Origin of the sequence: Bacillus sp. EU55 (genome assembly GCF_038005925.1) — a bacterium.
Lineage (GTDB): Bacteria > Bacillota > Bacilli > Bacillales > Bacillaceae > Bacillus > Bacillus velezensis.
Genome location: NZ_JBBOUE010000001.1, coordinates 2,037,498 through 2,058,921, shown reverse-complemented (window position 1 = coordinate 2,058,921; position 21,424 = coordinate 2,037,498). Strand labels below are relative to the sequence as shown.

27 protein-coding genes and 2 pseudogenes are annotated in these 21,424 nt (G+C 35.6%); all 29 read right to left on the bottom strand.

Translation table 11 applies throughout. The features are described from left to right. Nucleotides 1–54: 54 nt before the first annotated feature. Nucleotides 55–2,154, bottom strand: coding sequence for a class 1b ribonucleoside-diphosphate reductase subunit alpha (gene nrdE / locus NYE50_RS10445; protein ID WP_224988178.1), 2,100 nt, complete (start codon nt 2,152–2,154; stop codon nt 55–57). Further along, the gene (gene nrdI, locus NYE50_RS10440; protein ID WP_142387640.1) at nt 2,117–2,512 is read right to left on the bottom strand and encodes a class Ib ribonucleoside-diphosphate reductase assembly flavoprotein NrdI; all 396 of its coding nucleotides are present in this window, start codon (nt 2,510–2,512) and stop codon (nt 2,117–2,119) included. The genes nrdE and nrdI overlap by 38 nt, the downstream gene beginning before the upstream one ends. After that, the gene (locus NYE50_RS10435; protein WP_104679053.1) at nt 2,509–2,874 is read right to left on the bottom strand and encodes a hypothetical protein; all 366 of its coding nucleotides are present in this window, start codon (nt 2,872–2,874) and stop codon (nt 2,509–2,511) included. Before NYE50_RS10435 ends, nrdI begins: the two co-directional genes overlap by 4 nt. 18 nt (nt 2,875–2,892) lie before the next feature. Then, nucleotides 2,893–3,042, bottom strand: a complete 150-nt coding sequence (locus NYE50_RS10430) for a hypothetical protein (RefSeq protein WP_156524413.1) — start codon at nt 3,040–3,042, stop codon at nt 2,893–2,895. A gap of 197 nt (nt 3,043–3,239) precedes the next feature. Continuing rightward, a pseudogene (locus NYE50_RS10425) lies at nt 3,240–3,368 on the bottom strand (hypothetical protein); the annotation flags it as partial. Next, nucleotides 3,361–3,690 (bottom strand): DUF1653 domain-containing protein, encoded by a 330-nt coding sequence (locus NYE50_RS10420; RefSeq protein WP_224988180.1) that lies wholly within the window; start codon nt 3,688–3,690, stop codon nt 3,361–3,363. The gene NYE50_RS10420 and the pseudogene NYE50_RS10425, both read right to left, overlap by 8 nt. Beyond that, nucleotides 3,644–3,862, bottom strand: coding sequence for a hypothetical protein (locus NYE50_RS10415; RefSeq protein WP_224988182.1), 219 nt, complete (start codon nt 3,860–3,862; stop codon nt 3,644–3,646). The genes NYE50_RS10420 and NYE50_RS10415 overlap by 47 nt, the downstream gene beginning before the upstream one ends. A 223-nt stretch (nt 3,863–4,085) precedes the next feature. Then, on the bottom strand, nt 4,086–4,451 hold the full coding sequence (locus NYE50_RS10410; protein WP_224988184.1) for a hypothetical protein: 366 nt from the start codon (nt 4,449–4,451) through the stop codon (nt 4,086–4,088). Between the two features lie 87 nt (nt 4,452–4,538). Next, on the bottom strand, nt 4,539–4,844 hold the full coding sequence (locus NYE50_RS10405; RefSeq protein ID WP_053574324.1) for a hypothetical protein: 306 nt from the start codon (nt 4,842–4,844) through the stop codon (nt 4,539–4,541). Between the two features lie 87 nt (nt 4,845–4,931). Further along, nucleotides 4,932–5,278, bottom strand: a pseudogene (locus NYE50_RS10400) (hypothetical protein). Between the two features lie 14 nt (nt 5,279–5,292). Next, a complete protein-coding gene (locus NYE50_RS10395) occupies nt 5,293–5,688 on the bottom strand; it encodes a hypothetical protein (RefSeq protein WP_224988186.1) in 396 nt (131 codons plus the stop codon). Next, nucleotides 5,689–6,138: a hypothetical protein gene (locus NYE50_RS10390; protein WP_224988188.1), complete on the bottom strand. Its 450-nt coding sequence runs from the start codon at nt 6,136–6,138 to the stop codon at nt 5,689–5,691. Between the two features lie 33 nt (nt 6,139–6,171). After that, the gene (locus tag NYE50_RS10385) at nt 6,172–6,708 is read right to left on the bottom strand and encodes a hypothetical protein (RefSeq protein ID WP_404978206.1); all 537 of its coding nucleotides are present in this window, start codon (nt 6,706–6,708) and stop codon (nt 6,172–6,174) included. Further along, complete coding sequence (locus NYE50_RS10380) at nt 6,705–6,902, bottom strand: hypothetical protein (RefSeq protein ID WP_124692954.1); 198 nt, start codon at nt 6,900–6,902, stop codon at nt 6,705–6,707. Before NYE50_RS10380 ends, NYE50_RS10385 begins: the two co-directional genes overlap by 4 nt. Continuing rightward, nucleotides 6,903–7,133 carry a hypothetical protein gene (locus NYE50_RS10375; protein WP_224988190.1) on the bottom strand — a complete coding sequence of 77 codons (231 nt, stop codon included), beginning with the start codon at nt 7,131–7,133 and terminating at the stop codon, nt 6,903–6,905. It abuts the gene before it with no gap. Between the two features lie 769 nt (nt 7,134–7,902). Beyond that, the gene (locus NYE50_RS10370; RefSeq protein ID WP_124692950.1) at nt 7,903–8,118 is read right to left on the bottom strand and encodes a hypothetical protein; all 216 of its coding nucleotides are present in this window, start codon (nt 8,116–8,118) and stop codon (nt 7,903–7,905) included. Nucleotides 8,119–8,167: 49 nt separating this feature from the next. Next, nucleotides 8,168–9,616, bottom strand: coding sequence for a DNA (cytosine-5-)-methyltransferase (dcm, locus tag NYE50_RS10365; RefSeq protein WP_224988191.1), 1,449 nt, complete (start codon nt 9,614–9,616; stop codon nt 8,168–8,170). Between the two features lie 48 nt (nt 9,617–9,664). Further along, nucleotides 9,665–9,931 carry a hypothetical protein gene (locus tag NYE50_RS10360; RefSeq protein WP_224988193.1) on the bottom strand — a complete coding sequence of 89 codons (267 nt, stop codon included), beginning with the start codon at nt 9,929–9,931 and terminating at the stop codon, nt 9,665–9,667. A gap of 37 nt (nt 9,932–9,968) precedes the next feature. Continuing rightward, nucleotides 9,969–10,412, bottom strand: coding sequence for a hypothetical protein (locus tag NYE50_RS10355; RefSeq protein ID WP_224988195.1), 444 nt, complete (start codon nt 10,410–10,412; stop codon nt 9,969–9,971). Between the two features lie 12 nt (nt 10,413–10,424). Further along, entirely contained in the window at nt 10,425–10,922 is a 498-nt protein-coding gene (locus NYE50_RS10350; protein WP_224988197.1) for an AAA family ATPase, read from the bottom strand. Further along, a complete protein-coding gene (locus NYE50_RS10345; RefSeq protein ID WP_165882056.1) occupies nt 10,919–11,077 on the bottom strand; it encodes a hypothetical protein in 159 nt (52 codons plus the stop codon). Before NYE50_RS10345 ends, NYE50_RS10350 begins: the two co-directional genes overlap by 4 nt. A gap of 4 nt (nt 11,078–11,081) precedes the next feature. Beyond that, nucleotides 11,082–11,285: a YorP family protein gene (locus NYE50_RS10340; protein WP_224988199.1), complete on the bottom strand. Its 204-nt coding sequence runs from the start codon at nt 11,283–11,285 to the stop codon at nt 11,082–11,084. Nucleotides 11,286–11,540: 255 nt separating this feature from the next. Beyond that, nucleotides 11,541–11,714 (bottom strand): hypothetical protein, encoded by a 174-nt coding sequence (locus NYE50_RS10335; RefSeq protein ID WP_224988201.1) that lies wholly within the window; start codon nt 11,712–11,714, stop codon nt 11,541–11,543. A gap of 113 nt (nt 11,715–11,827) precedes the next feature. Beyond that, nucleotides 11,828–12,580, bottom strand: a complete 753-nt coding sequence (locus tag NYE50_RS10330) for a 3D domain-containing protein (protein WP_224988203.1) — start codon at nt 12,578–12,580, stop codon at nt 11,828–11,830. A gap of 10 nt (nt 12,581–12,590) precedes the next feature. Next, nucleotides 12,591–16,508 carry a DNA polymerase III subunit alpha gene (gene dnaE / locus NYE50_RS10325; RefSeq protein ID WP_224988205.1) on the bottom strand — a complete coding sequence of 1,306 codons (3,918 nt, stop codon included), beginning with the start codon at nt 16,506–16,508 and terminating at the stop codon, nt 12,591–12,593. Nucleotides 16,509–16,520: 12 nt separating this feature from the next. Continuing rightward, nucleotides 16,521–18,245, bottom strand: coding sequence for a single-stranded-DNA-specific exonuclease RecJ (recJ, locus tag NYE50_RS10320; RefSeq protein WP_224988206.1), 1,725 nt, complete (start codon nt 18,243–18,245; stop codon nt 16,521–16,523). After that, nucleotides 18,245–19,381, bottom strand: a complete 1,137-nt coding sequence (locus NYE50_RS10315; RefSeq protein WP_224988207.1) for a hypothetical protein — start codon at nt 19,379–19,381, stop codon at nt 18,245–18,247. Before NYE50_RS10315 ends, recJ begins: the two co-directional genes overlap by 1 nt. 15 nt (nt 19,382–19,396) lie before the next feature. After that, nucleotides 19,397–20,911 carry a replicative DNA helicase gene (locus NYE50_RS10310; RefSeq protein WP_224988208.1) on the bottom strand — a complete coding sequence of 505 codons (1,515 nt, stop codon included), beginning with the start codon at nt 20,909–20,911 and terminating at the stop codon, nt 19,397–19,399. A 14-nt stretch (nt 20,912–20,925) separates the two neighbouring features. Next, a complete protein-coding gene (locus tag NYE50_RS10305) occupies nt 20,926–21,396 on the bottom strand; it encodes a hypothetical protein (RefSeq protein ID WP_224988209.1) in 471 nt (156 codons plus the stop codon). Nucleotides 21,397–21,424: the final 28 nt, after the last annotated feature.

The window sequence follows — 21,424 nt, the reverse complement described above, 5'->3', positions numbered from 1 at the left end:
CGAAGTAGTAGATAATTATGTCTCCACGTCGTATACTTTTCTGTCTCTCCTCACTTAAACCGCGCATGACAAACACCCCTCCTGTGTCGTATCTTTAGTCCGTGCATAATAAAGCGTCTTGATTCCCTTATGATGAGCGTATAAGTCAATCCGATTCAGATCGCGCGTCGTCATCGTATCTTTCAAGAACAGCGTAAATGAGATTCCTTGATCGACGTGCTGCTGAATCGTTGCGATCATATCGACGACTTTGAACATATCCATGTCGTACGCTTCCTTGTAGAAGAACCAATTCTGAGCCGATAAACCTGGCATTGGATAATATGTCTTACTGTTTCCGTATGTACGTTCCTCGATTCTCTCCATAATAGGCATTACACCGGCAGTAGATGATTGAACATATGAGATGCTTCCTGTAGGTGCAACAGCTTGCCTATATGAATGATACAAGCCATATTTCATTACATCCTCTTTAAGCTTCAACCAATCTTCAATGTTAGGAATATGTTGATCTCCAAACAGGATTTTAACCTTTTCATATTTAGGGCTGTAATCATTTTTCACGTACTTATCAAAATACTCGCCTGATTTGTAAGTTGATCCATCAAATTTGTAGTACGTCTCCCCTGTTTCTCTTGCAATTTCCATTGAACGTTGCAGGGAGTAGAAGTTAACCATCATAAAGTATGTATTTGCAAAGTCCTTAGCCTCTTCACTTTCATAAGCGATTTTATTTTGAGCTAAAAAACCATGCAGGTTCATCTGCCCTAGACCAATTGATCGCATTAGCGTATTTGCTCTCGCAACAGCTGGGGCATTTACAATGTTTGTTTTCCTTGTGACAGTTGTCAGCGAGTCAATTGCAATTCTGACCGTTGAAGTAATTGATTGATTACTCATTACGTTTACAATGTTCATGGATCCAAGATTACATGAAATATCTAATCCAACTTCATCTTCCTGATCGTAATCTGTATAGACTGACACTTGTGATGCTTGGAGGACTTCAGAGCACAAATTAGAAAACTTCACTTTTGAAATATGTTCATTTGGATGCACTTTATTTACATTGTCAGCAAACATGATATAAGGATATCCAGATTCACTTCTTAAAATGGCCAATTGCTCCAATAGCTTTCGAGCATTTCCTTTGGCTTTTCTAACCCTAGGGTTTTCAACAAGCTCATCATACATTTTATTGATGTCCATCTCATCAAGATACTGTCCATATTCTTTGTAAACTGAATGAGGATAGAACATGTAAAAATCCTTATCTTCTCTTGCCAATTCAATGAATTTATCAGGAAGCACTACACCAATAGACAGTGTTTTAACTCGGACATCTTCATCTGCTGAGATTTTTTTGGTATCCAGGAAATCTGTAATATCTGGATGGAATACACTTAGATAAGCTGCTCCAGACCCTTGCCTTTGTCCCATTTGATCGGCATATCTAAAAGCATTATCCAATAGCTTCATAACACCTACGACACCTTTAGTTGCATTCTCTACGTCTTTAATTGCTTCACCCTTGGCTCTTAGTTTGTTTAGATTCAATGCTACTCCTCCACCTAGCTTAGAAAGCTGCATAGAGGTATCAATAGCACGTGAAATATCATTCAAACTGTCGCCTACTTCAAGTAAGAAACAGCTCACCATTTCTCCTCTTCGCTTACGTCCCGCATTAAGAAAAGTAGGTGTTGCCGGCTGATACTCTTGTCTCATCATAGCGTGTACTTCCTCAATAGCCTTTTCATAATCACCATCTGCACAATACAGAGCTACAATTGACACACGATCCTCATATCTTTCCAGAATCTTTGTTTTGTCGTTTGTCTTCAATGCATAGTCATTGTAGAACTTAAAGGCACTCATGAAAGATGGGAATCTGAATTTGTAACTGTAAGCAATCTTATAAATTGATTTAATCTGCTCAAATGTGTACTCGCTTAAGAATTCTTCTTCGTAATAATCATTTTTAATCAGATAATCCAGTTTCTCTTTTAAGTCATGAAAAAAGACTGTATTTTGATTAATGTAATCAACAAAGTAGCTGTGTACTGCCTCCTTATCCTTCTCAAATTGAAACTTACCGTCTTTCTGAATCATAATCTCATTATTGAGCTTGATCCACTTTGGTATTGTGTTTGTCAATAAGTTGTACCTCCCGATTAATCTTCTGTAAGTCTTGTTTTGTTCCACTTAGTTCAAACTTTAATAACAATGGTACGTGGAACATTGCTGAAAGCTTATCCCCAGCTAAACCATAGTTATCACCCCAAACCTTGTTACCACTCACAGCAACCCCTTTTATTTTATTTTTATTCTTAACAATAAAATTCAAAGTCCTTTCAGGTACTTCCCCAAAGCCTATCGTATATGTAATATGTATGAATTCTTCTTCCACAATTAAATCATCTGTAATTTCAATGATGTCGAAGTTTAACTCCCTTTGCAGTGCTTGAGCAAATCTTTTCACGTTACCTGTCTTGCTTTCATATGTAATAATCAATATTCTTTATATACTCCGTTAACTACGCTGTTCGTGGTTGTTTCTGCTTCATTTTCAGCATGATGGAATGCTTCTGATATTTCTAAATTAATGTCTCCCATTTCCACGTAACCATTAGCCATACTTTCATATAACGAGCTCTTCTTTTCTTCAACAACAGGAACATAGTCTTCTAGATTTTTTTCTAATTCAACAAATTGATTACCCTGTTGGTCAGTGGCAATAATATCTCCTTCGATCACAGGAAAAGATTGCCCATCAGCTAAATGAATATGAGTATTCTCAGTGGCTATTGTAAAGGTAATAATGTTTTTCTTTTTTACATACGGTTGAGTTGAATCAATACGTCTAACAGCTCCCATTCCACAACTCCCTTTTCTCTATTTTTTGTTTTTATCTTTTTCGTGTCTTATGTCCAACTTATCCATATCATTTAGAATATGGTCAATAACAACATCACTGAACTTACCGTAGACCTTATATCCAATTAATTTGCTTCTCAAATCTCTCCACTTTCTTGCTGCACTCATACTACTTCCCCTTCCTATGAAACTGTGATTTTATTTAAACTAAAACCAAAACATTGTTTTTGATGTACTTGTCTATATCTGATTTTGTATAAGTAAGAGTACTGTCGGTTGTACGCTGTGTATACAGTATTGCTGACTACAGCAATAGCTTCTTCTGATAGCTTAAATTTAAATTCGTTTAAATCAGTTACTTCATCAATCTCTCTTGCCTCATGCGGTACTCCACTTTCTTCTTGAGCATACACAGCATCATCGTGAGCCTCAATAGCATCCTCATAAGTGTTAACAAGTGTTCCCATGCAATAAAGTCCGTATTTTTTATTCATTTTCATCATCCTTTAAGTTTATTTTTGTGAATCTCTTAATCTCTTTACCATCAACAACCACTTTTCCAAAGAACATATCTTTAGGTCTTGCCCAAAGAACTCCGTCATGGTCTTCATATATAACCAGCTTTTCTTCTGTTTCAGTGTGAATAGCCTCTCCAATAACCTTATACAGACCGCCTTTATAATGTCTAAACCGGAAACCAACTACATCGTATGTATCCTTCAAAGCATTCAACAACTTCTGTGCATCCTGAGTACTTTTTGAACTGCTGTCATATTTGTTGAGATGTAAAACCGCTTCCTGCATTTTCAAATTCACTTAGTTCACCCTTCCCGGTTCCTCGAAGTTCATTAATTCTATTCACCATTTCTCTAAGCTCTTCAAGCTTCACTTTTGCATTTTCATATTCCCACTCTGGATAATACAAGGATTCCAGCTCCAAAATTCTTCTCTTGAGTAGATTGAAAACTTCTGATAATGCTTTATCCATTCCAATTTCCTCAGCAGTTGTGTTTGAATTTATCAGAGCTTCTCGAATACGTTGAGACTTCCTTTGACTTATACTAATGTCTAATCAACTCCTTAAAATCATCCTTTTATCTAATTACACGTAAATCAGATTTGTAATACATATGGTTCTAACCCGTAAAACATGGCCTTTGTTTTTCGTGTCTAGGGCTATCAGAATCGTATATTCCTGTAAATTGCAAATTCTAAAACGGTCTAAAATCATCGTCATCATAAGGGTAATAATCGCTACTAATAATACCGCCAAATATCCCCGACTTCATTTCTTGTATGTCCGAGTCCCTTAATCTTTTGTTGCTATCTTCAATATTAGCATCAGTTATAGGATAATAAGATGAGTCATAGCCACCTGACGCATACCGAACTGCTTGCCTTTCTTCTATTCGAGCCTTTTTAAATGTTCTTGCAGCTTTCCTGCTTTCATCTATATTATTACTGATAAATGCTTGTGCTTCAGGCTTAGTGCCTCCAGTAAAGACAATATTTAGATTTTTTTCAATATACCCGATTATTTGAAGTTGCTTATGAGTAGGCATTTCTATAGAAAGCATTGTTTGGTCATCCCCCACTAAATTTTTGTATAATTTTTTTTATTACAAAACTGTTTCTCTTCTGAATAAAATAAAACTTTTAACCGGTTACGCGTTCAGAACTCCGCTCCATTCATTGAATTCCTTAATGTCATTTGCTTTTCTCTTTTTTGTTGTTTCATCTGATTCGACATGACTAACAATTCGCTTAACTTTATCAACCAACGTCAATCGTTTTAAGGGATAAGGAACATGTGATAAAGGCATTCCATTGCCTGCAGCCAGTGTGCATTTTGTAACAAGATCCTTAACCTCCCATTCTAGAATGTCCCATCCTAGCCCCTTTCCTTCTTCAGCAACTAATTTAATTTCATACGTGCCTCTAGTTGTTGTAATCTTCTTTGTTAATTCCATAACATCACCTTCCATGTATTTAATTTCATTTTAAATGTGATTGACGAAAGGAGTTCTTTCGCTTTGAATTTTCCTAATCTCTCCTTGTTAAATAAACAGTGTGCTTACATACAGAATGATCAACGCAAAAGCTGAATACAGTAAAGACTTGCCTGCTTTCTTGAAGATGTTTTCGTTTTTTCTTGATCTGACTGTTTTACACCTTTGACAAATATATTGAGTAAAACACCAATAACAAATGAATGAGGTAAAGTGACATGGACATTTTGAATGTTGTATGTATCAATAAGCAAAGGATTTAATACGTGATTCAATCCATAATAGACAACTAGTGACATAGTCAATGCTTCAACAAAAATGAGTAACCCAACTACAATTAGAGAACCTGATCCGATAAAGAAACCGTTCCAAATATCTTTTGTATCCTTATTCAATAAATATCTCTCCTTTAGTCTTTTTTAGTTAGCCTCTTCCACCAGGAAGTTTTTATCAGCCTTTGATTTCGACCATCATTGCTTTTTGCTTGCTTCTCATTAAGTTCTTCGCATTCCTTTAAGCTTTTTTCATCTACAATTGTCTTAATCACTCTGTCAGTTTGATATGTCCATTCGTTATGTATGTTTCGCTGCCTGTCAGTCACTATGACATATTCATTAAGTCCGGGGATATAAACTTTACCTCCAATTTCTATGGGCTCAATATCTATATATCCCTCGAAGATTGGTTCAGTGCGAATTGCCTTACTCACAGGCTGAGTAATCCATCTCTCTGTGCCTGGTGTACGGTGTGCGTAATAACTTTCTTTCATAACCAACCCTTCAAATGTTGCTTTATGCCGTCCCACTTATTCACCTCCTTGTAAAAGATGTTTCTTTACAAATTGAATGAGGGTATCAACGTCTTTTGTAGTTGCTTTGTCATTGATCAGGAAGAAATCTGCCATAACATATTTTGAATAGTCACCATCGCCATAATATTCATCTGCCACAACTACTTTTAATTGAATATTTTCTATAGGAATCAAATGAACGTCTGTTCCTTCTGTAATTGGAAAGTCTAAAGGATACATATCAATATTGTTTTCTGTTATGTACTCGTTAATTGAATAAAGGATTTCTTCCCCTTCATTTTCATCAAAGCTGCCAGTATAGTCGGGGAGTTGCTTTCTAAAATAATCACTTAATTCATTGTTTAAATTGGTTCGCTTTCTTTCAATATGACCTGTCATACCAACCATTAAGCCTTGTTCTTCAGCTTCTCGGACAACAGTCCAGTCTGCTTTTTTGAGCTTCATGTTCATTCCTCGTTTCTCTATAAAAATTGAATTTTAATTTAAATGCTCCATTACAATTTTCAGATAATCCTTATAATCAATAGCAACCACACTGTTTCCCTTAACAGGGCGTTCACTTTTAACTCCGAAGAACCACCTGTCATCTATCCATTGGCGACCAGTCATGTTGTTTAATCCAAGTTCATCATGAGACCTAAAAGGACTCACCTTTTCAATTTGCTCAATCATAGCTTTTATTTCTTTAAAATGCTTAGATCGTTTTTTGATAGCGTAAAATCCGGCTTCTGGATTTTTAACAATATCATTTTTAAATACTTCATATGCTTCAGTTCCTTCATAGACTCCGAAATATTCAGAGTGATAAAACGCGAAACCTTCCTCGACGCCATACTTTTCTTTAAACTTGTCGAAGAAAGTGTTAATGCCCTCTTTTTGTTTCTTCTCTGCTTTATACCAATCGCTCTCCTGTTTAACTTCATAAATCGGTGCACTTAAGGTTTGCATACTCCCACTCCTCATTATTTTGTTTTGATTTGTCGCATCTTGCGCTGCGCTTGCCCGGGAAATTATGAATATTTCCGTTGATTATAATTCCCCTCTAACTCTTCATATGTAGCCCTAAATGGTGAAGTAACTTCTTTCTCACCAACTTGTAAATACTTAAATCCAGTTACATATCCTTTCTTATAAACCCTCTCAACATAAACTGTTTCGTTGGCATCCAACTTGTTATCCCAATAACCGTTTAATCTTGATTTCGCCATTTATACCTCTTCTTTGTATTCATACGCTTCTTGAACTGCATTAAAATCTTCTTTATCTAAAACATCTTTTGCTACTTGGCACCAATATCCTAAATCACTAACCGCTTCAACTAGTTCATTAATTGCTTGATCCTGAGTAATTGGTTTTGAATCTAATATCCAGGCCCCATTAACAGTTCTTTCTAACGTATGAGCACCTTTTTTATGTAAACAAACTTTCAATTTATCCATTTAGCATCTCTCCATTCTCGATAAAAGGAATATTTTATACTCTTATTTTATTTTTAAATTTAAATGATTCAAAGTTTTTGAAACAGTCATTTCACTACATTCGTTCTTAATGCGCTTAGATTGTTCTTGTGCGCAATCATTGCAACAATTGAAATCTACATAAGTCTTCAAGTCACTTACTCTGAGGCATATGATTTGGCCTTCTATGTATTCGCTACAGATATCACATATTCTGTTCATTTATCCTCTCCATCCACTTCTTAGTAATTTTATTCTATACTTATTTTTTATATTTGTCTACTGTTTTTCAAATTATTTCTTTGATGTTTTTTAGAGCCGTAAATGCTTGTAAGAGCGTTTTCTCTGTTCTTTCCCATACGTGTTTATCTTCATACCGGATGTTGTTCTCCAAATAAACATATAGCCTGTCTAGCAATGATTCAATATTATCAATATCATTGCCAATCATTTCGTTTCTAATTTCATTGATTGCTATTTCCTCCTCTACGAGAATATGATTATAGCTTTCCCGTTGTCATTCTTTATGTACGGCGAATGTTTTCTCTGAAGGTGATTTGTTCCCCTACCTTCCCCAATGCTCACGTTATAAACAGTCTTTACCTTATGTATGTCTAATGCTTTTTGCTTAGCCTTTTCTACAGATTCTGCTTCAATTACCAAAGACGCATTTTCGCCTTTGTGATCTTTACATCTAACATAGTACCTTTTCAATAAACATCCCTTTATCCTTTCTTTTTATCCTGTTGTATTAATCCTCTTTTAGGTAAGTCTTAAAAAACTCTTCTAGGTTTGCAGCAATTGCACCGACAACTTCTGCATAATGTGTATGGCTCTTCTCTTCGGATCTTAAAAGTTCAACTGCAGACTTAGCAATCGCTTTTATTTTCTCCTCGTCTAATTTTCCGCTTCTTACTTCGTCTTTAATCTTTTCGGCTTTCTCTTTTAAGCTTTCTGGATAGTTCACCGCAGGATTCACCTCTTATATTTTATTTTTACTCTGTAAAAGACAAATTTTATTCACATTCTTTATTGACGTATGTATGTATTAATTCCTTGAATATTGACTCAAGCACAGTTACAGTAATTGAATTACCGGCTTGCTTATATAATTGTGAGTTACTCATTCCCGCTGCAAAAGCTTTTTCAAAATCTTCATCATCGAAAGCTTGTAGTCTAAAGCACTCTAACGGTGTTAATTTTCTAATTCTGTACTTTGGATACTCTCCAATTGCTACCCCGTGCCTGTCAATAGTATTTACCGTAAATGCCGGTTCACCATCGTCTTTAAATCTTCTTCCATTTTGTCGCTTTTCTTCTCTTTCAGGAGTTAAAACTGGTCTTACCTCAACGACAGCATTTTGTTTTTGATTTCTGTTCAACCCTCGCCAATCGGAAGCTGAAAGTGTATGAGATACATTAAGTTCTCTGCCAAGCCCGTTTTTTCTGGAGTACTCTACTGCTATCTTCAAACCTTCTCCTTTATTTGTGGTAATAGTGGGGCTTAGTCCAGACGAATTATATACGTTACCATTCATTCCGTTTCCGGATGGATTGATGTTACCTACTTGTTCAACAACAATTTTAGGTTCCCTGTGACCACCTCCCATTGTAGTTAATGTTGGAGATACCCCTTCAGTCGAATAGACTCGCCTGATTGCATCATGCCCTCGTAATTCAACTCGTCCAATAAGCTGACATTCATCAGTTTCTTTCATATTAAGACCTCTTGACGACAATTCTTCAATTAGCTTCGCTGTTTTATCTTCATTCAAATAGTATTTCTCATCGACATAAGTTTCTAATAAATCTTTAAGTCTCTTACTAGCAGAAACTTGCTCTGACCAGTTAAAGTTAAAGCTTTTAATCTTTAATTGCTTTAATCTCTTTTTCCCCTTAATTAACACATCCTTTCTGTTAAGATCCAGCTCCCATTCTTCATTTTTAATTAAGTCTTCTCTAATTCCAATTATGTATAACCGCTCTCTATTCTGAGGGACATTGAAGAATTTTGAGTTAAGCAGTTCTAGGTCAATTCTGTAACCAACCTCACTAAAAGCTTCTGCCATCACATTCAAGGTGTTGCCTTTATCATGATTAATTAATCCTTTAACATTCTCAAAAACAAAGAACTTTGGCTGCTTCTCCTTTAGAGTCTCAATGTATTGAAAAAACAACGTTCCCCTTGTATCTTCAAACCCTTTCCGATAACCAGCTACACTAAAGCTTTGATAAGGAGACCCTCCAACTAAAAGATCAAAATCAGGCAGTGTCTTCTTATCGATTTTACTTACATCACCGTAGTTACATTGCTCATCAACGTTGTGAATTGCACAATACGATTTGATAGCATATTTATCAATTTCGCTAAAGCCAACCAGTTCATATTCAACCCCAATGTTTCTTAGCGCAGCTTCAAATGCACCGATTCCACTAAAAAGACTCATTACACGTAGTTTACTCAATCAATCCCCTCCATATATTTTATTTTTACTCTAAATAAAATTGATCTTTTATTCAGTCTGTACAAAATGCCCAATATACCCTGGCTCTTTGGGCTTTAATTCACCCCAAACATTTTTATTCTTGTCTACTATTTGAAGCTTAAATTTATTGTCTTCACTCTTCTCAACTAACTCTAATGAATATTCATCAATGTATTTTTGAGCTTCATTTTCATTAAATGACCAAGATGCTGTGTCTTCTAATAAACGGTGTAATTGTAAGGACATTTTTCTACGCAATTCCAGTGTTCGATCTCTAAATTTTAATTTAAGCAACACTTCTTCATCCTCTCTGTCTGATAAAAGAGATATTTCATTTAGATTTATGACTGTTTTCTCCGTTTTCTCCACAAAGGAGTTTTTGTCTTTTCATTTGATCTAATCGTTTGTTGAGTTCTTCATTTCTTTTCTCTTCAAGTAAAAAGTCTTGTTTTGTCCATCCAGCTTGCCAATTATATTCCCCTGTTTCTTGCCATTCCTTAAAGACTTGGTCTGGATATTTCTCTTTGGCTGCAAATCCATCAGGCCGTGATGCAAAGGTTTTTATCCATTCAAGCATTGCTTTTTCTGATAGATCTACTTCCCAAACGTCGTAGTCAAAATCAGATCCGTATCCAAAGTGGAGTGTGAAACTATGCATTTTATTTCTTTCAAGATAACTTTCAGGTTGCTGTAGATCTATTTCCAGGCCTGTAGCATCACATACGATCTTTGTTGGTACTTCGACTTCTTTTTTTCTAGTTTCATATATTTTCAATTAATCACGCTCCTATCCAATCAAATGAATAATATCCTCTACGATTTCATCACTATTCCACTCATTTGTATCCCAAAAGTTCATATGTAAGCCCATTTCATCAATCACCTGGTTATAAAGTTCTAAGACTGGTTCAATATCTCGGTCATTTATGTATTCGTCACCACGTTCACGTAAACGCTGCTTAATAACTTTTGGATCAGCGTGTAAGTAGATCACTTTTGCTTTATCTCTAATCTTCTCCTCAATTGCCCTTTGTTGCTCTTCTGTTAAGATTGAGTAATCCTTGAACTTCTTCGCATAAACCAGATTTGAATATATGTATCGATCAATAATTACATTGTCCTCATCGGCCAGTTTGTTAAAGTGTTCGAACAGCTTCTCATTTCCGCTCTTGGCCAATTCAAAGCTGGATCCTTTTATTACCGGGTATCCGAGTTCTTTGCTTAGCTTTTCTGCTACTGTTGATTTGTAGCAGCAGTCAGTGCCTTCTAAAATTATCATCGTCATTTATCTTCCACCCTTCTTACATTGCTGAAGCCAAGCACTCTATATGAGCCGTCTGGATACTCAACTTCTAACTGCTCATGTCCTTTATCAACTTGTGCAACAACACCAATCTCTCCTGTGAAACCTGCAATCACCTTCTCTCCCTTTTTAAACATACAATTAACCTCCTTTAGCTGGATTTAATTCATGCTCCTTGAAGAATGTGATATCACCTGTCTCATCACTGACTGCGTAATCATATGTAGCAGAGTGAAACAACTCAATAATTTTCCCTTTCCGTCCCACATGATGAGGACAAGCGCCCTTTACATTCTCATTTATGATAACTTTTAACCCTTCTGGATAAGACCAAAACTTAGGCAATTAACCACCTCCTTTCGCTTCCAACTATTAATCTTTCAACTTGATTTTTGAAATATCTTCAAAAGAAATACCTGAGCTTAACAAGAACTTTTTAAATTCATCTAACAGGAATCCTAGGGTACCATCTTGATGATCATCTAAAGCGCATGAAGTAATGACTCTTTCTAGTTTCGTTGTTTGGTTATATTCATCAGTGAACGACATTTCGACTTTCAAATCCCCTCTAATACCTGATCATCCCCTTATAATTTATTTTTAATCGTTAGATTTTTGTGGGCAATCACCTCCTATAATGTCATCAAATTTCCGTTCATCATATGTACCATCGTAATACCAAAGTTCCACACTATTTGTTTCGTGATAAATGTCTACTACAATTCCTGATTCACCAGTTGATTTCACACATACTTCCTGATCTAGAGCAAACATGAGTATCCCACACTCTCTTATGTAATATTTTTCTATGTATTTATTGCATCGTCCACACTTTCAAAATGTTTACAGCATTCTATCCATTGGTTACATTTACCACACCTTGATCATTAGTTTTTTAACACCTTCACCTTAACTGCCTTTCTTCCGAATAACCTTGCTTCATCTTCTGTATTCATAAGGATGTCAATTCTGTTGTTTTTTATATCTCCACCAGTATCAATTGCATAGGCTTGAAAGCTGTTTCCTTTGTAGCTAACCTCAACTAATGAGTTTAATGGAATTATTTTAGGATCGACCGCAATTATCCTCTTCCCTTTGAAAAATGATGTGCTTGATACATCATAGCCTGTCCTAGTTTTCCCAATGCACCCAGATGAACAAAATGCAGTGTAAGCTGTCGCTACGACGTTTATTGAATGCAATGAATGTGAAGGCCTCCGTGTTTTTTCAGCAGCCTTTATTACAGCTTTATCTTCTTTACCTACTGGATACTTATTTTTAGTTTTTATAGGCAATCGTCTATGCTGCACCTTCTTGAGCTTTTTTGTTTGTATTATTTTTGCATTGATATACTTCTCTTGGCTTTCGATACGTATATCCATGCTGCTTTTAATTTTAGGAAGTGGTGTGCAGTTATGTTCCCTTTGATGCGTAAGGCTTTCAATTAATAATTCTTTTTGCTTTTTATTGTGTAATGGTTCTTCTTTCGCATCAACTTCACTTTTTTCACTGTTGATATTCTTTACACTTACCACTACCCCAGCAAACAAGAGCATTACGGTTGCTGTTAATTTAATACCATTGATATTATAATATACATATTTTTTATTTTTGTCTATGGGTTTTTTGAAAATTTTCATCACTCTCTCATTAGATATCTACCCGTTTTGAAGTCAAACTTAAGTTGCCTTCACTATCGACATGATCAATTCTACAGACCGTGTGACTATAGATACTGTTCTTATATACTTTAGGAATAAAGTTATTGCCTCTTCTGAATCCAGTGAACATGAGCAAAGTTCCTCTGGTATACCAGGACTTCTCAACAACCTCTTTCTTGCCGCCGGCAACAGGTCGAGAAATCTGTTTATTATAATGTCCAAAGCTACCAGCCCACTGTTTAACTGTTACCACTCCTGTAGGTGTAAGGAGTGTGATTGTGTGCTTGTTTTTATCCCTGTCTAATACGGTTCCTATAATTCGAGTCGTTTCATATTCATATAGAGTTTTTCCTCGCCATTGATAAGGTTTCCCTTTGATCGGCTCTTCTGGCAATTCATAAAAATCAGCAATATCATACTTAGCAAAGTTAACACCAGCAAGTTCATGATCGTTATAATAATAACTCAATGAATCCATCTCCCATTTACCAAGAGATCCATTGGCGTATTTTTCCCACTCTTTTATTAATAAACAATCATTCAATTTCTTCAGTGGTTCTTCTGTTGTTATCCAGGACTTTATATTAGACATCTTGTTATCATATTCTTTTTTAAAAGCTTTTTCAGAAATGACAAGCTGCCCGTTTAACATGTCAACTACACTATCCTCACTGAAATGCTGGTTATAAAATGAAGCTGATACATCATCCAATAAAAGAAGTTTATCTTTTGGCGACTTTAATGTTTTGTACACCTTTTTGCTGATGTAATCTTTAAAGCGAAAGAATCTCACTTCTTGTGCAAATTCTAAAGGAACAATGTTGTTTTCAATTAGCATTTTTAAATTAGACAACGTAAGTTTATTTTTCGGTTCTGATATTAAGCTAATAAAGGCCTTCATGATTTCTTGCCTGTCTCCAAAAGAATCAAAGCAGCCTCCTTTTATTAATTGGATTACTTGTCCTTTCTTAATAATGCCGCTCTTAAACATTCTTTCAATAAAATCGTTAAAGTCACTATATGGTCTATTTAGAACTATATGATGAATAACATCGTCTCCAATTCCATTCATTCCTTTAAGTCCAAATAAAATTGAATTGTTGTTAATATCAGTCCTAAAACCAAAATCAGCCTTATTTATATCTGGAAGGTCTATTTTAATCCCTCTTTGTCTGATGTTTCCGATGGCTGAAGCAACTTTGCCGTAGTTTGTAGCAGCTGTCTTTTTGTTGTCTTTTGTATCCTCGGTATCTATTCCTCCGCTGTTTACCGTTAAACAAGCAGTATTCCAGTATAAAGGATTATATCGATAGTTTAAGTTCAATTCCTGTAACGCAATAATTGAATATGCCAAAGTATGGAGTAAACTAAAACTGTAGCCGAACTGTCTTTTAAATTGAACATTCCAGACATAATTCAACAGGTTATCGGAAGTGCCGATCTCCTTTCCTTTTTTAAAAAACAATTCTTCCACTTCTTTTAGTACATCTTCTTTCTTTTTTGCTATGGATTTCCTAAGATAATTTGATTCTTTAATGTCAAAGTTAGCTATATCTTTATCCATAACCATCTGCATAACCACTTCTTGAGTATCAGCAACACCATAAATGTCCTTAAGGTGCCTCTCCATTACTCTGATTTCCTTTTCGCTTAGACCGTACCGCCTCATTTCTTCATACCATTTATTAAGGTTATTTTTGTATTTAACATATGTATCTACTGGCTGTTCTTCACCGTCTGACATAAGCCTCATTAAAGAATTGGTTACTGCTGCTTCAAGTAAGTTCTTAGGTTTTACTTTGACAACTGATTGATGACCAACTTCAGTTGAGAACTGGAACAAATCCATGATCTCCCCATTACCTGCCATTTCCCATAGCTTTTCATCTTCATACTCAATTACGTCTGGATGGATGTATTTGTTGTATGTTTTCTTTAAGCTTCCTTGCCATTCAATTTCTTTATTCTCAATTAATTGGTCTAAGGTTACTCGAATCTTATCTAAAGCCTCGATCGTAAGAAGATCAAACTTTACTGAGCCCATGGCTTCACTGTCACCCATATTAAACTGTGTAATATAAGCTCCTTTGGGAGTTTTCATCATAGCATTTGACTTTGTATATTCATCATTAAAAATAATTACCCCGGCTGCATGAGAAGACCGCTTATTAGTTAATCCTTCAATTCTCAGAGCTGTTTCTTTAAGATTAGGGTATTGTTCAACCTCCCTAATAAACTCTTTAATCGGCTTTCTGTCAGTTTCTTTGTCGCCATAAAAACAATGCTTCAAAGGCCAGTTAGATCCTCTTTCAAACGGAATCATTCCACTTAAATACTGGGATATATCATTATCGATTCCTAAGCCTCTACATGCTGTCTGAAGCGCTGATTTTGAACCCTCAGTTCCAAAAGTAGCAATTTGAAGAACACGTTTGTCTCCAAACCTTTCTCTAAGTGCCTTAAGAATTTTTTGTCTTTTTGATCCTTCAGTATCAATATCGATATCTGGAAGGTCAGGTCTCGATTTATGTATATGTCTCCAATGTGGTAAATCATATTGCATTGGATTAATTTGAGTATTGTCGAGTAGATAATTAACTAAGTAACCTGCAGCACTTCCCCTGGCTGCCCCAACTAAACTATCTCCTCCACACTCATCATCCCAAATAATATTAATGATTTCTCTAACTGATATGTAATAGGAAGGCATAGACTGATTCAGCTTTTGGCTGATTTCCCAAAGTTCACACAGCTCAACGTTAATCCTGTTCAATATTTTATGAAAAGCTTCTCTCGTTAGTTCGCTTGTCTTTAATTTCTCTTCAAATCCGTCCTCAATTAACTTAAGAAGATATCTATCTTGTTCATCTGCTGATTCAGACATCTTTTTTATATATTCATATTGATCATATGCCGGTTTAAATAAATGTCTTAATTTAAAGTTTGGAAGCTCCATCTTAGGGATAATTGGTTCGTGCTCTATAGTATAGTCTTCAATCATCTCACCAATGAGCATTGTATTTTTTATGGCCTGATCGATGACTTCTTTATCAATGTAATCCATTCTCTCATGAATTTCATCAACGTTTTGAACGAAACAGGCTTCATAAAAGGAATCAACTTCTCTTTCTCCATCCTTAGCGTTTAAAAAGGCTTGATGAATTGCTCTATCTTCTGGTCTTAGATAGTGAGCATCTGTTGTAACAATCATTTGCAAGTCATACCCGTTGGCTATATCTATCAGCTTCTTGTTACAGTAAATCTGTTCTTCACTCAGTGCAGGTTGAAGCTCGATAAAAAACTTATCCTTCCCAAAAACCTCTATACACCAAGTTATAAACTCATGAATCTTTAGTTTGTGCTGCTTAATTGACTGAGAATCACCAGTTTCTTCAATAGCCTTTATCTTTAACAGGTGAATGTTTACCTCAGACCCCAGGCAAGCTGTGGTAGCAATGATGTGGCCTGGATCTTTACTTAATAGCTCCTCTACATCCTTTTTTACTGTCGGCACTCTTTCCATTGTTCCTGTGTAAAATGAATTTTCCCAGGCTTGTGAAGACAGTATTCTTAGCTGCTCATGTCCTATAGGGTCAATTGCCAACATTAAAAAGTGCGGAAACTTTGTCTTTCCTGACTTATAGTTATCACGAACTTCTTCCAGTGAATCGACTAAATATGCTTCATTCCCCAATATGAGTTTAAAATCTGTAGGCATATCCCCTTTTTTCTTCATTTCTCTGACAGTCTTAATCGCTTCTAAGTGCGCTGAAAGAACCTCATGGTCAGTAATAGCTAATCCTTTATAATTCATCTGAACCGCTGTCTTAAGCAATTCTCCAACTGAGTTTGTTGAATCGAGTAGTCTTATGTTACTTTTATCAGTGTGACAGTGACATCCAATCAATTTTCATCCCCCTTAAAACACAAGCTCTTTTTTCTTTGTGCGAACCACCTCCAAGTCATAAATTTCAATTTGAGGTGTTTGTCTACCTTTATATTCATTTACCCTTGCCTTACCAACAACATTAAGTGTTAAAGTTCCATTTGATTGAGTAAGTGTCTCAAAGTATTCTGTATCGCTTTTAAAGCGTATGTATTCAACATCACCATGTTTAAATTTTACTGTTGTCTTGTTCTTTTTCCCTATGTGTTCAATTTGATCAGCATCAATTTCAAGTTCTGTTATTGCTACTAATGGTTCTTCGACCTTATAGCCCCAATAATCTTTATAACTATACAGCTTAATTAAAAATTCCTTTCTAAGTTGATTAGCCGGTATCTCAAAGTCAACATTTTGAACTTCTTCACCTGTCTCTGCATCTTTAAATTTTTCATTTAGAACTTCATTAACCAAAATCAAGTTTTCACGCTTGATTGCAAATCCGGCTGCATTTGGATGGCCTTCAACAAATCCAAACAGCCCTGTATCTGTTAGCTCTTTTTTAAAGTCTTTGATGTAGCCAGTCTCATACCCTCGAATAGACCCGCTCAATACCCCTTCTTCATCACTTTTTCTAGCCAGCAAAACTGGCTTTTTATATTCGTCTGCAAGTACATTTGCCACCAGTCCAGTTAATCTTTTGTCCAAAATCCCTTCAGTATAGACTATGAGCACTTTATTAGCTGCCAAATTCTTTTCTTCAATTCTGTTTTTAATTTCAACAGTAGCTGCATCAACAATGCGTTTCTGTTTAGCTTTAAGGTTTCCCAATACCCTAGCTGTGTCATCGTGAATTGAGACCAGGTTGATTTCATCTTGTCCACGTTTTTTGTATGGAACTTTTTCTTTAGACAACAGAAACGATCTCAACAATTGATCTTTTTCTTCACTGCTACCGACCCTTATAGCTGCATTAATTAATGGATTAATATAGAACTGTGTATTCTGAATGTTTTTGCAACCCTTAGTTGAAAACTCTTGCTTCTTAAACAGCTTTTTGATTAATGGGTGCTTAATGTTCTTCAAACCTTCATTCATAAAGTGTCTGGTCTCTAGATTTCTTGAATCAGCTGAATCGGCTATGTTACCAATAGAAACAAGATCTAAAAATTGTTCCACTTTGTTTTTACCTAGCTTATAATCAATGGCCTGGCAAAGCTTATATACCATTCCAGCACCCGTTAATGTTTTGTTTGAATACTCATTTGAGAGTTGATTATTGACCACTATAGCGTGCTCAGATTCTCTTTCACACTCATGGTGGTCAATAACAATCACATCTACGCCACTCTTTTTAAGCTGCTCATGTTCTTCAAATTGACTTGATCCAGCATCCGGAATTAAAACTAAGTCAACATCGTCCGGAATTGTATCAATGAAAATGCCATGCTCTTTACTCTCATGAATCCGGTATTGTATATCAGCTTTCGGATAAATTGCTTTTATGTAATTGATAATGATTGAACTGGATGTGTACCCATCTACGTCGCTATCCACTTGGACAAATATTTTATTTTTATTCTCTAAATGCTTTATTAAACAATCAGCTGCTTTATCAATGTTATTGAGTTTTGAAAAATGAATGACTGAGCTCTGATTCACATCAATAAAGCTCTTGGGATTTTCAATCCCTCTGTTTTTTAAGATTGTCAATAATGGGTTGAAATTATAATCATTGTTACCAATGAGCTTATAAGCCACTAAATTCCTCCTTCGTTCGTATTGATTTCAATTTTCCTTCTCATCAACTCCTCTAAAACGTCTTTCCCCTTATCAGCTGGACTGTCCTTATAATCCAACATGGTTTCGAAATCCCATAAAACATACACACGAACATACGGTGTGAATTTTGCAGCAAGCCGCAGGATTTTCTTCTGATACTCAAGCAGTTTACGTTGATACATTTCCTCCGTTTCATGGTCTTTCGGTGGCCGGTATTTATCGAGAGCAATAAACACTTCTTCCACACCAAGAGAAAGTAAGATATCTCGGTGAAAATTTGAAATGTTATTTGAACAGACTGCACATGTGAAATTTGCTTCTCCATAAAAGTCCTGGCATTTTAATACTGACTTTTCTGATTCAAAAATTAAAGCTTTTTTAAACCTTTCAATAGAATCTTTTGTTTTATGTAATCCATATAAATTCATCATGGTCTGATGATTATACAAGGTGTTCCCAACTTTTAAAGGCATATATTTATACCCGGCATCAACTTCTTCTTTAATAAGAGATCGTCTACGTATGCCAATCAATCTATTGTTTAAATCTCGATGTGGAATGGTTATACCTTCTGTGTAGCTTCTAAAATAGTATCCAATTTCAAAGTCATTTAATGTTTGCATGCTTATTCCCTCGTCCAACCACATTTGATGAGGATAAGGCATAAACACATCTAAAACAGTTTCATTGAAGCTGGGAAGTTCAATATCTATCTTTTTCCTCTTTTTGAACTTCCCCATCCATTCCCAATCATCAATTAAATCATTATTCGTGAATGTCTCTCTATTACCGAAACCAAATGTTCTCCCAGCCAGCCTTGCAACATACTCAATGGCTTGATTGAAAGGTATATTGATTCCTTTTTGACTTTTTGCTCGTATAACAAGCTCAAAGACATCGAATGTGTCTCCACATTCTGTATAGCAATGAAATTGCTTTGCTTCGTGATAGTAATACAGCTTGTAGCTTCCCCCAGAAGCGTTATGGCAAACGGTTCTGTATATTGGGTTTCCTTGTTGATCCCATTGATTATTTTCGCTACCCAATTCTTTTAATATTTTATGTATATCCTCAAGCGTAAGACTTTCTTTTATTCTGTCCTTATCATATTTCAAAGGGTGCTACACCCCTTATCCTGCTTTAACATTCAATTTTTCAACTGTAATTAATTCGTTATCGAGATTTGTTGTGAAACAATCCTTGATGCGCATATTTCCCATATTTATATAGGAGAAGACTTTTACTTTGTCGTACTCATTCCCCCTGTTTTTAAACACATGTGTAACAAAATTTGGCTCTGAATAAAAACCTGCTTTTAAAATCGGATCAATAGCATCCTTCTCTTTTTTGCTTAAAGGGAGAATAATCATTGCAGCATCAGTCTTATCTGCAATAGCTTTACTTCCTCTAAGGTAAGATGCATCTATAACTTGTCCTTTTTGCCATGCCTCTTTCCATTCACCATTTAACTGAGTAGCACTCATCATATAGACATCGTACTTATTGCATAAGCCCTTTAACTTATCAGACATAAGCAAAAGGATTTGATCCTCTCTTAGGTTGACTCCGCTTTTTTTACTCATCTCCGAAAAAATTGTCACCGATGAGTGAATATAATCAAAGTAAATGTATTCAACATTATTTTTAATTACATTCTTTTCAATCGTTCTCTCGATCTCCTGGATATTGAAATCTGGAAGATGCTCAAACCAAATATTGGACTCTTGAAGAACTTTAGCAGCTTTGCGCACGAGCTGTTTTTCTTGCTCATTAATAGTATTTCTGAGTATTTTTTTCTCTTCTACACCACTAATATAGGCAAGTGCCAAGCTTTGCAATTCCTCTGCCATCATTTCCGTTGAGATGACCGTGGAACTTTCATTCCAAGGATTTTTAACCCATTCCTTCTTTTTGAGGTCGTACAACTCAGTTGCACTTAATCGACAAGCATCAGCAACCATATTCCTTGTTTTACCTCCGCCTGTAATACTTGAGCGAATGTAAAACTTTTTCTTACGAGATCCGCGGAAAATTGACGTAAGCATTTCGCTATTTAATGGCACTCCAATATCTGGCGACTCCTCAAAAGAATCTAATAATTCATCAATGCCTTCCCCACCTTGAATTCCCACACTTTCGGACGAGGTTCGAAACTTTTCTTTTACTTCTACAATCTTCATTTCATAAGCTGCTAGAATTTCGTCAATCGATTTCTTATCAAACTGTTCCTGCATTTTTTCTTGTTCTTTTGGATCAATTATAGTTTCATCATAAATCTCCTTGATATCGAAACCTAAGCCACTCATTTCTCTGAGCAAACTAAACTTTTTTAGTCTTTTGTAGTGGTAATCAAAGTTTTCGACTACAGCCAGATCTTGAATTCTTTCGATGTATTCAAGGCCATTGTTATCATGAAAAATCTTATATTGGATGTCGTAATCTTTTAGATATCCATCTATCTCAACCTCATTCAATACTTCCGTCCCTTGCTGGAATAAGTTACTCATAGCAAAAAACAGTATTGAGTGAAATCTTGAAGGGAAATCATCCGAAGTAATCCTATACTTGTTGCTTTCAGACAAGATTGTGGGATCCTTGAGTATGCTTCCTAAAACCTGAATAATTGCTTTTTTGTCTTGTAGCAAATGGACTCTCCTTCCTATAGTGTTGAGATGTCAACAAGTCCCCTTTTCTTTCTCAACCCCTTTTTTATAATTAACGTGATTTCTTCTCTTTTGTGATTCTTAGGGTCTTCAGCTGATTTTTGAATTGCCTTTTGTTTTATGTAATGTCGCTTGGCCTCGTCATATACAAAAGGGACGATTCCAATACCGTCACCTTCTCTTGGGTGATTCTCCAGTGTTTCATAAAAGTACTTAAGCGCAAGCTCGATTCCTTTTAGCTTATATCCATAGTCCTCTTGAAATTCTTTGATCTGTTTTAACATCATACCGGTCGGCGATGTAAGGCCATATAAATTGCATATGTATTGAAGTAACTCATTTCGATGGTCTGATTCTTGTCTCCACGTGCTAAAACACTGTTCATGGTAATATCTTTTTTTATAAGGTAACGCTAAATCTTTATCTAATTTAGTCTCACAATAGGGACACTTTACCTGCCTACCCATTTAATCACCTCTCATAAAGAGAGGGAGA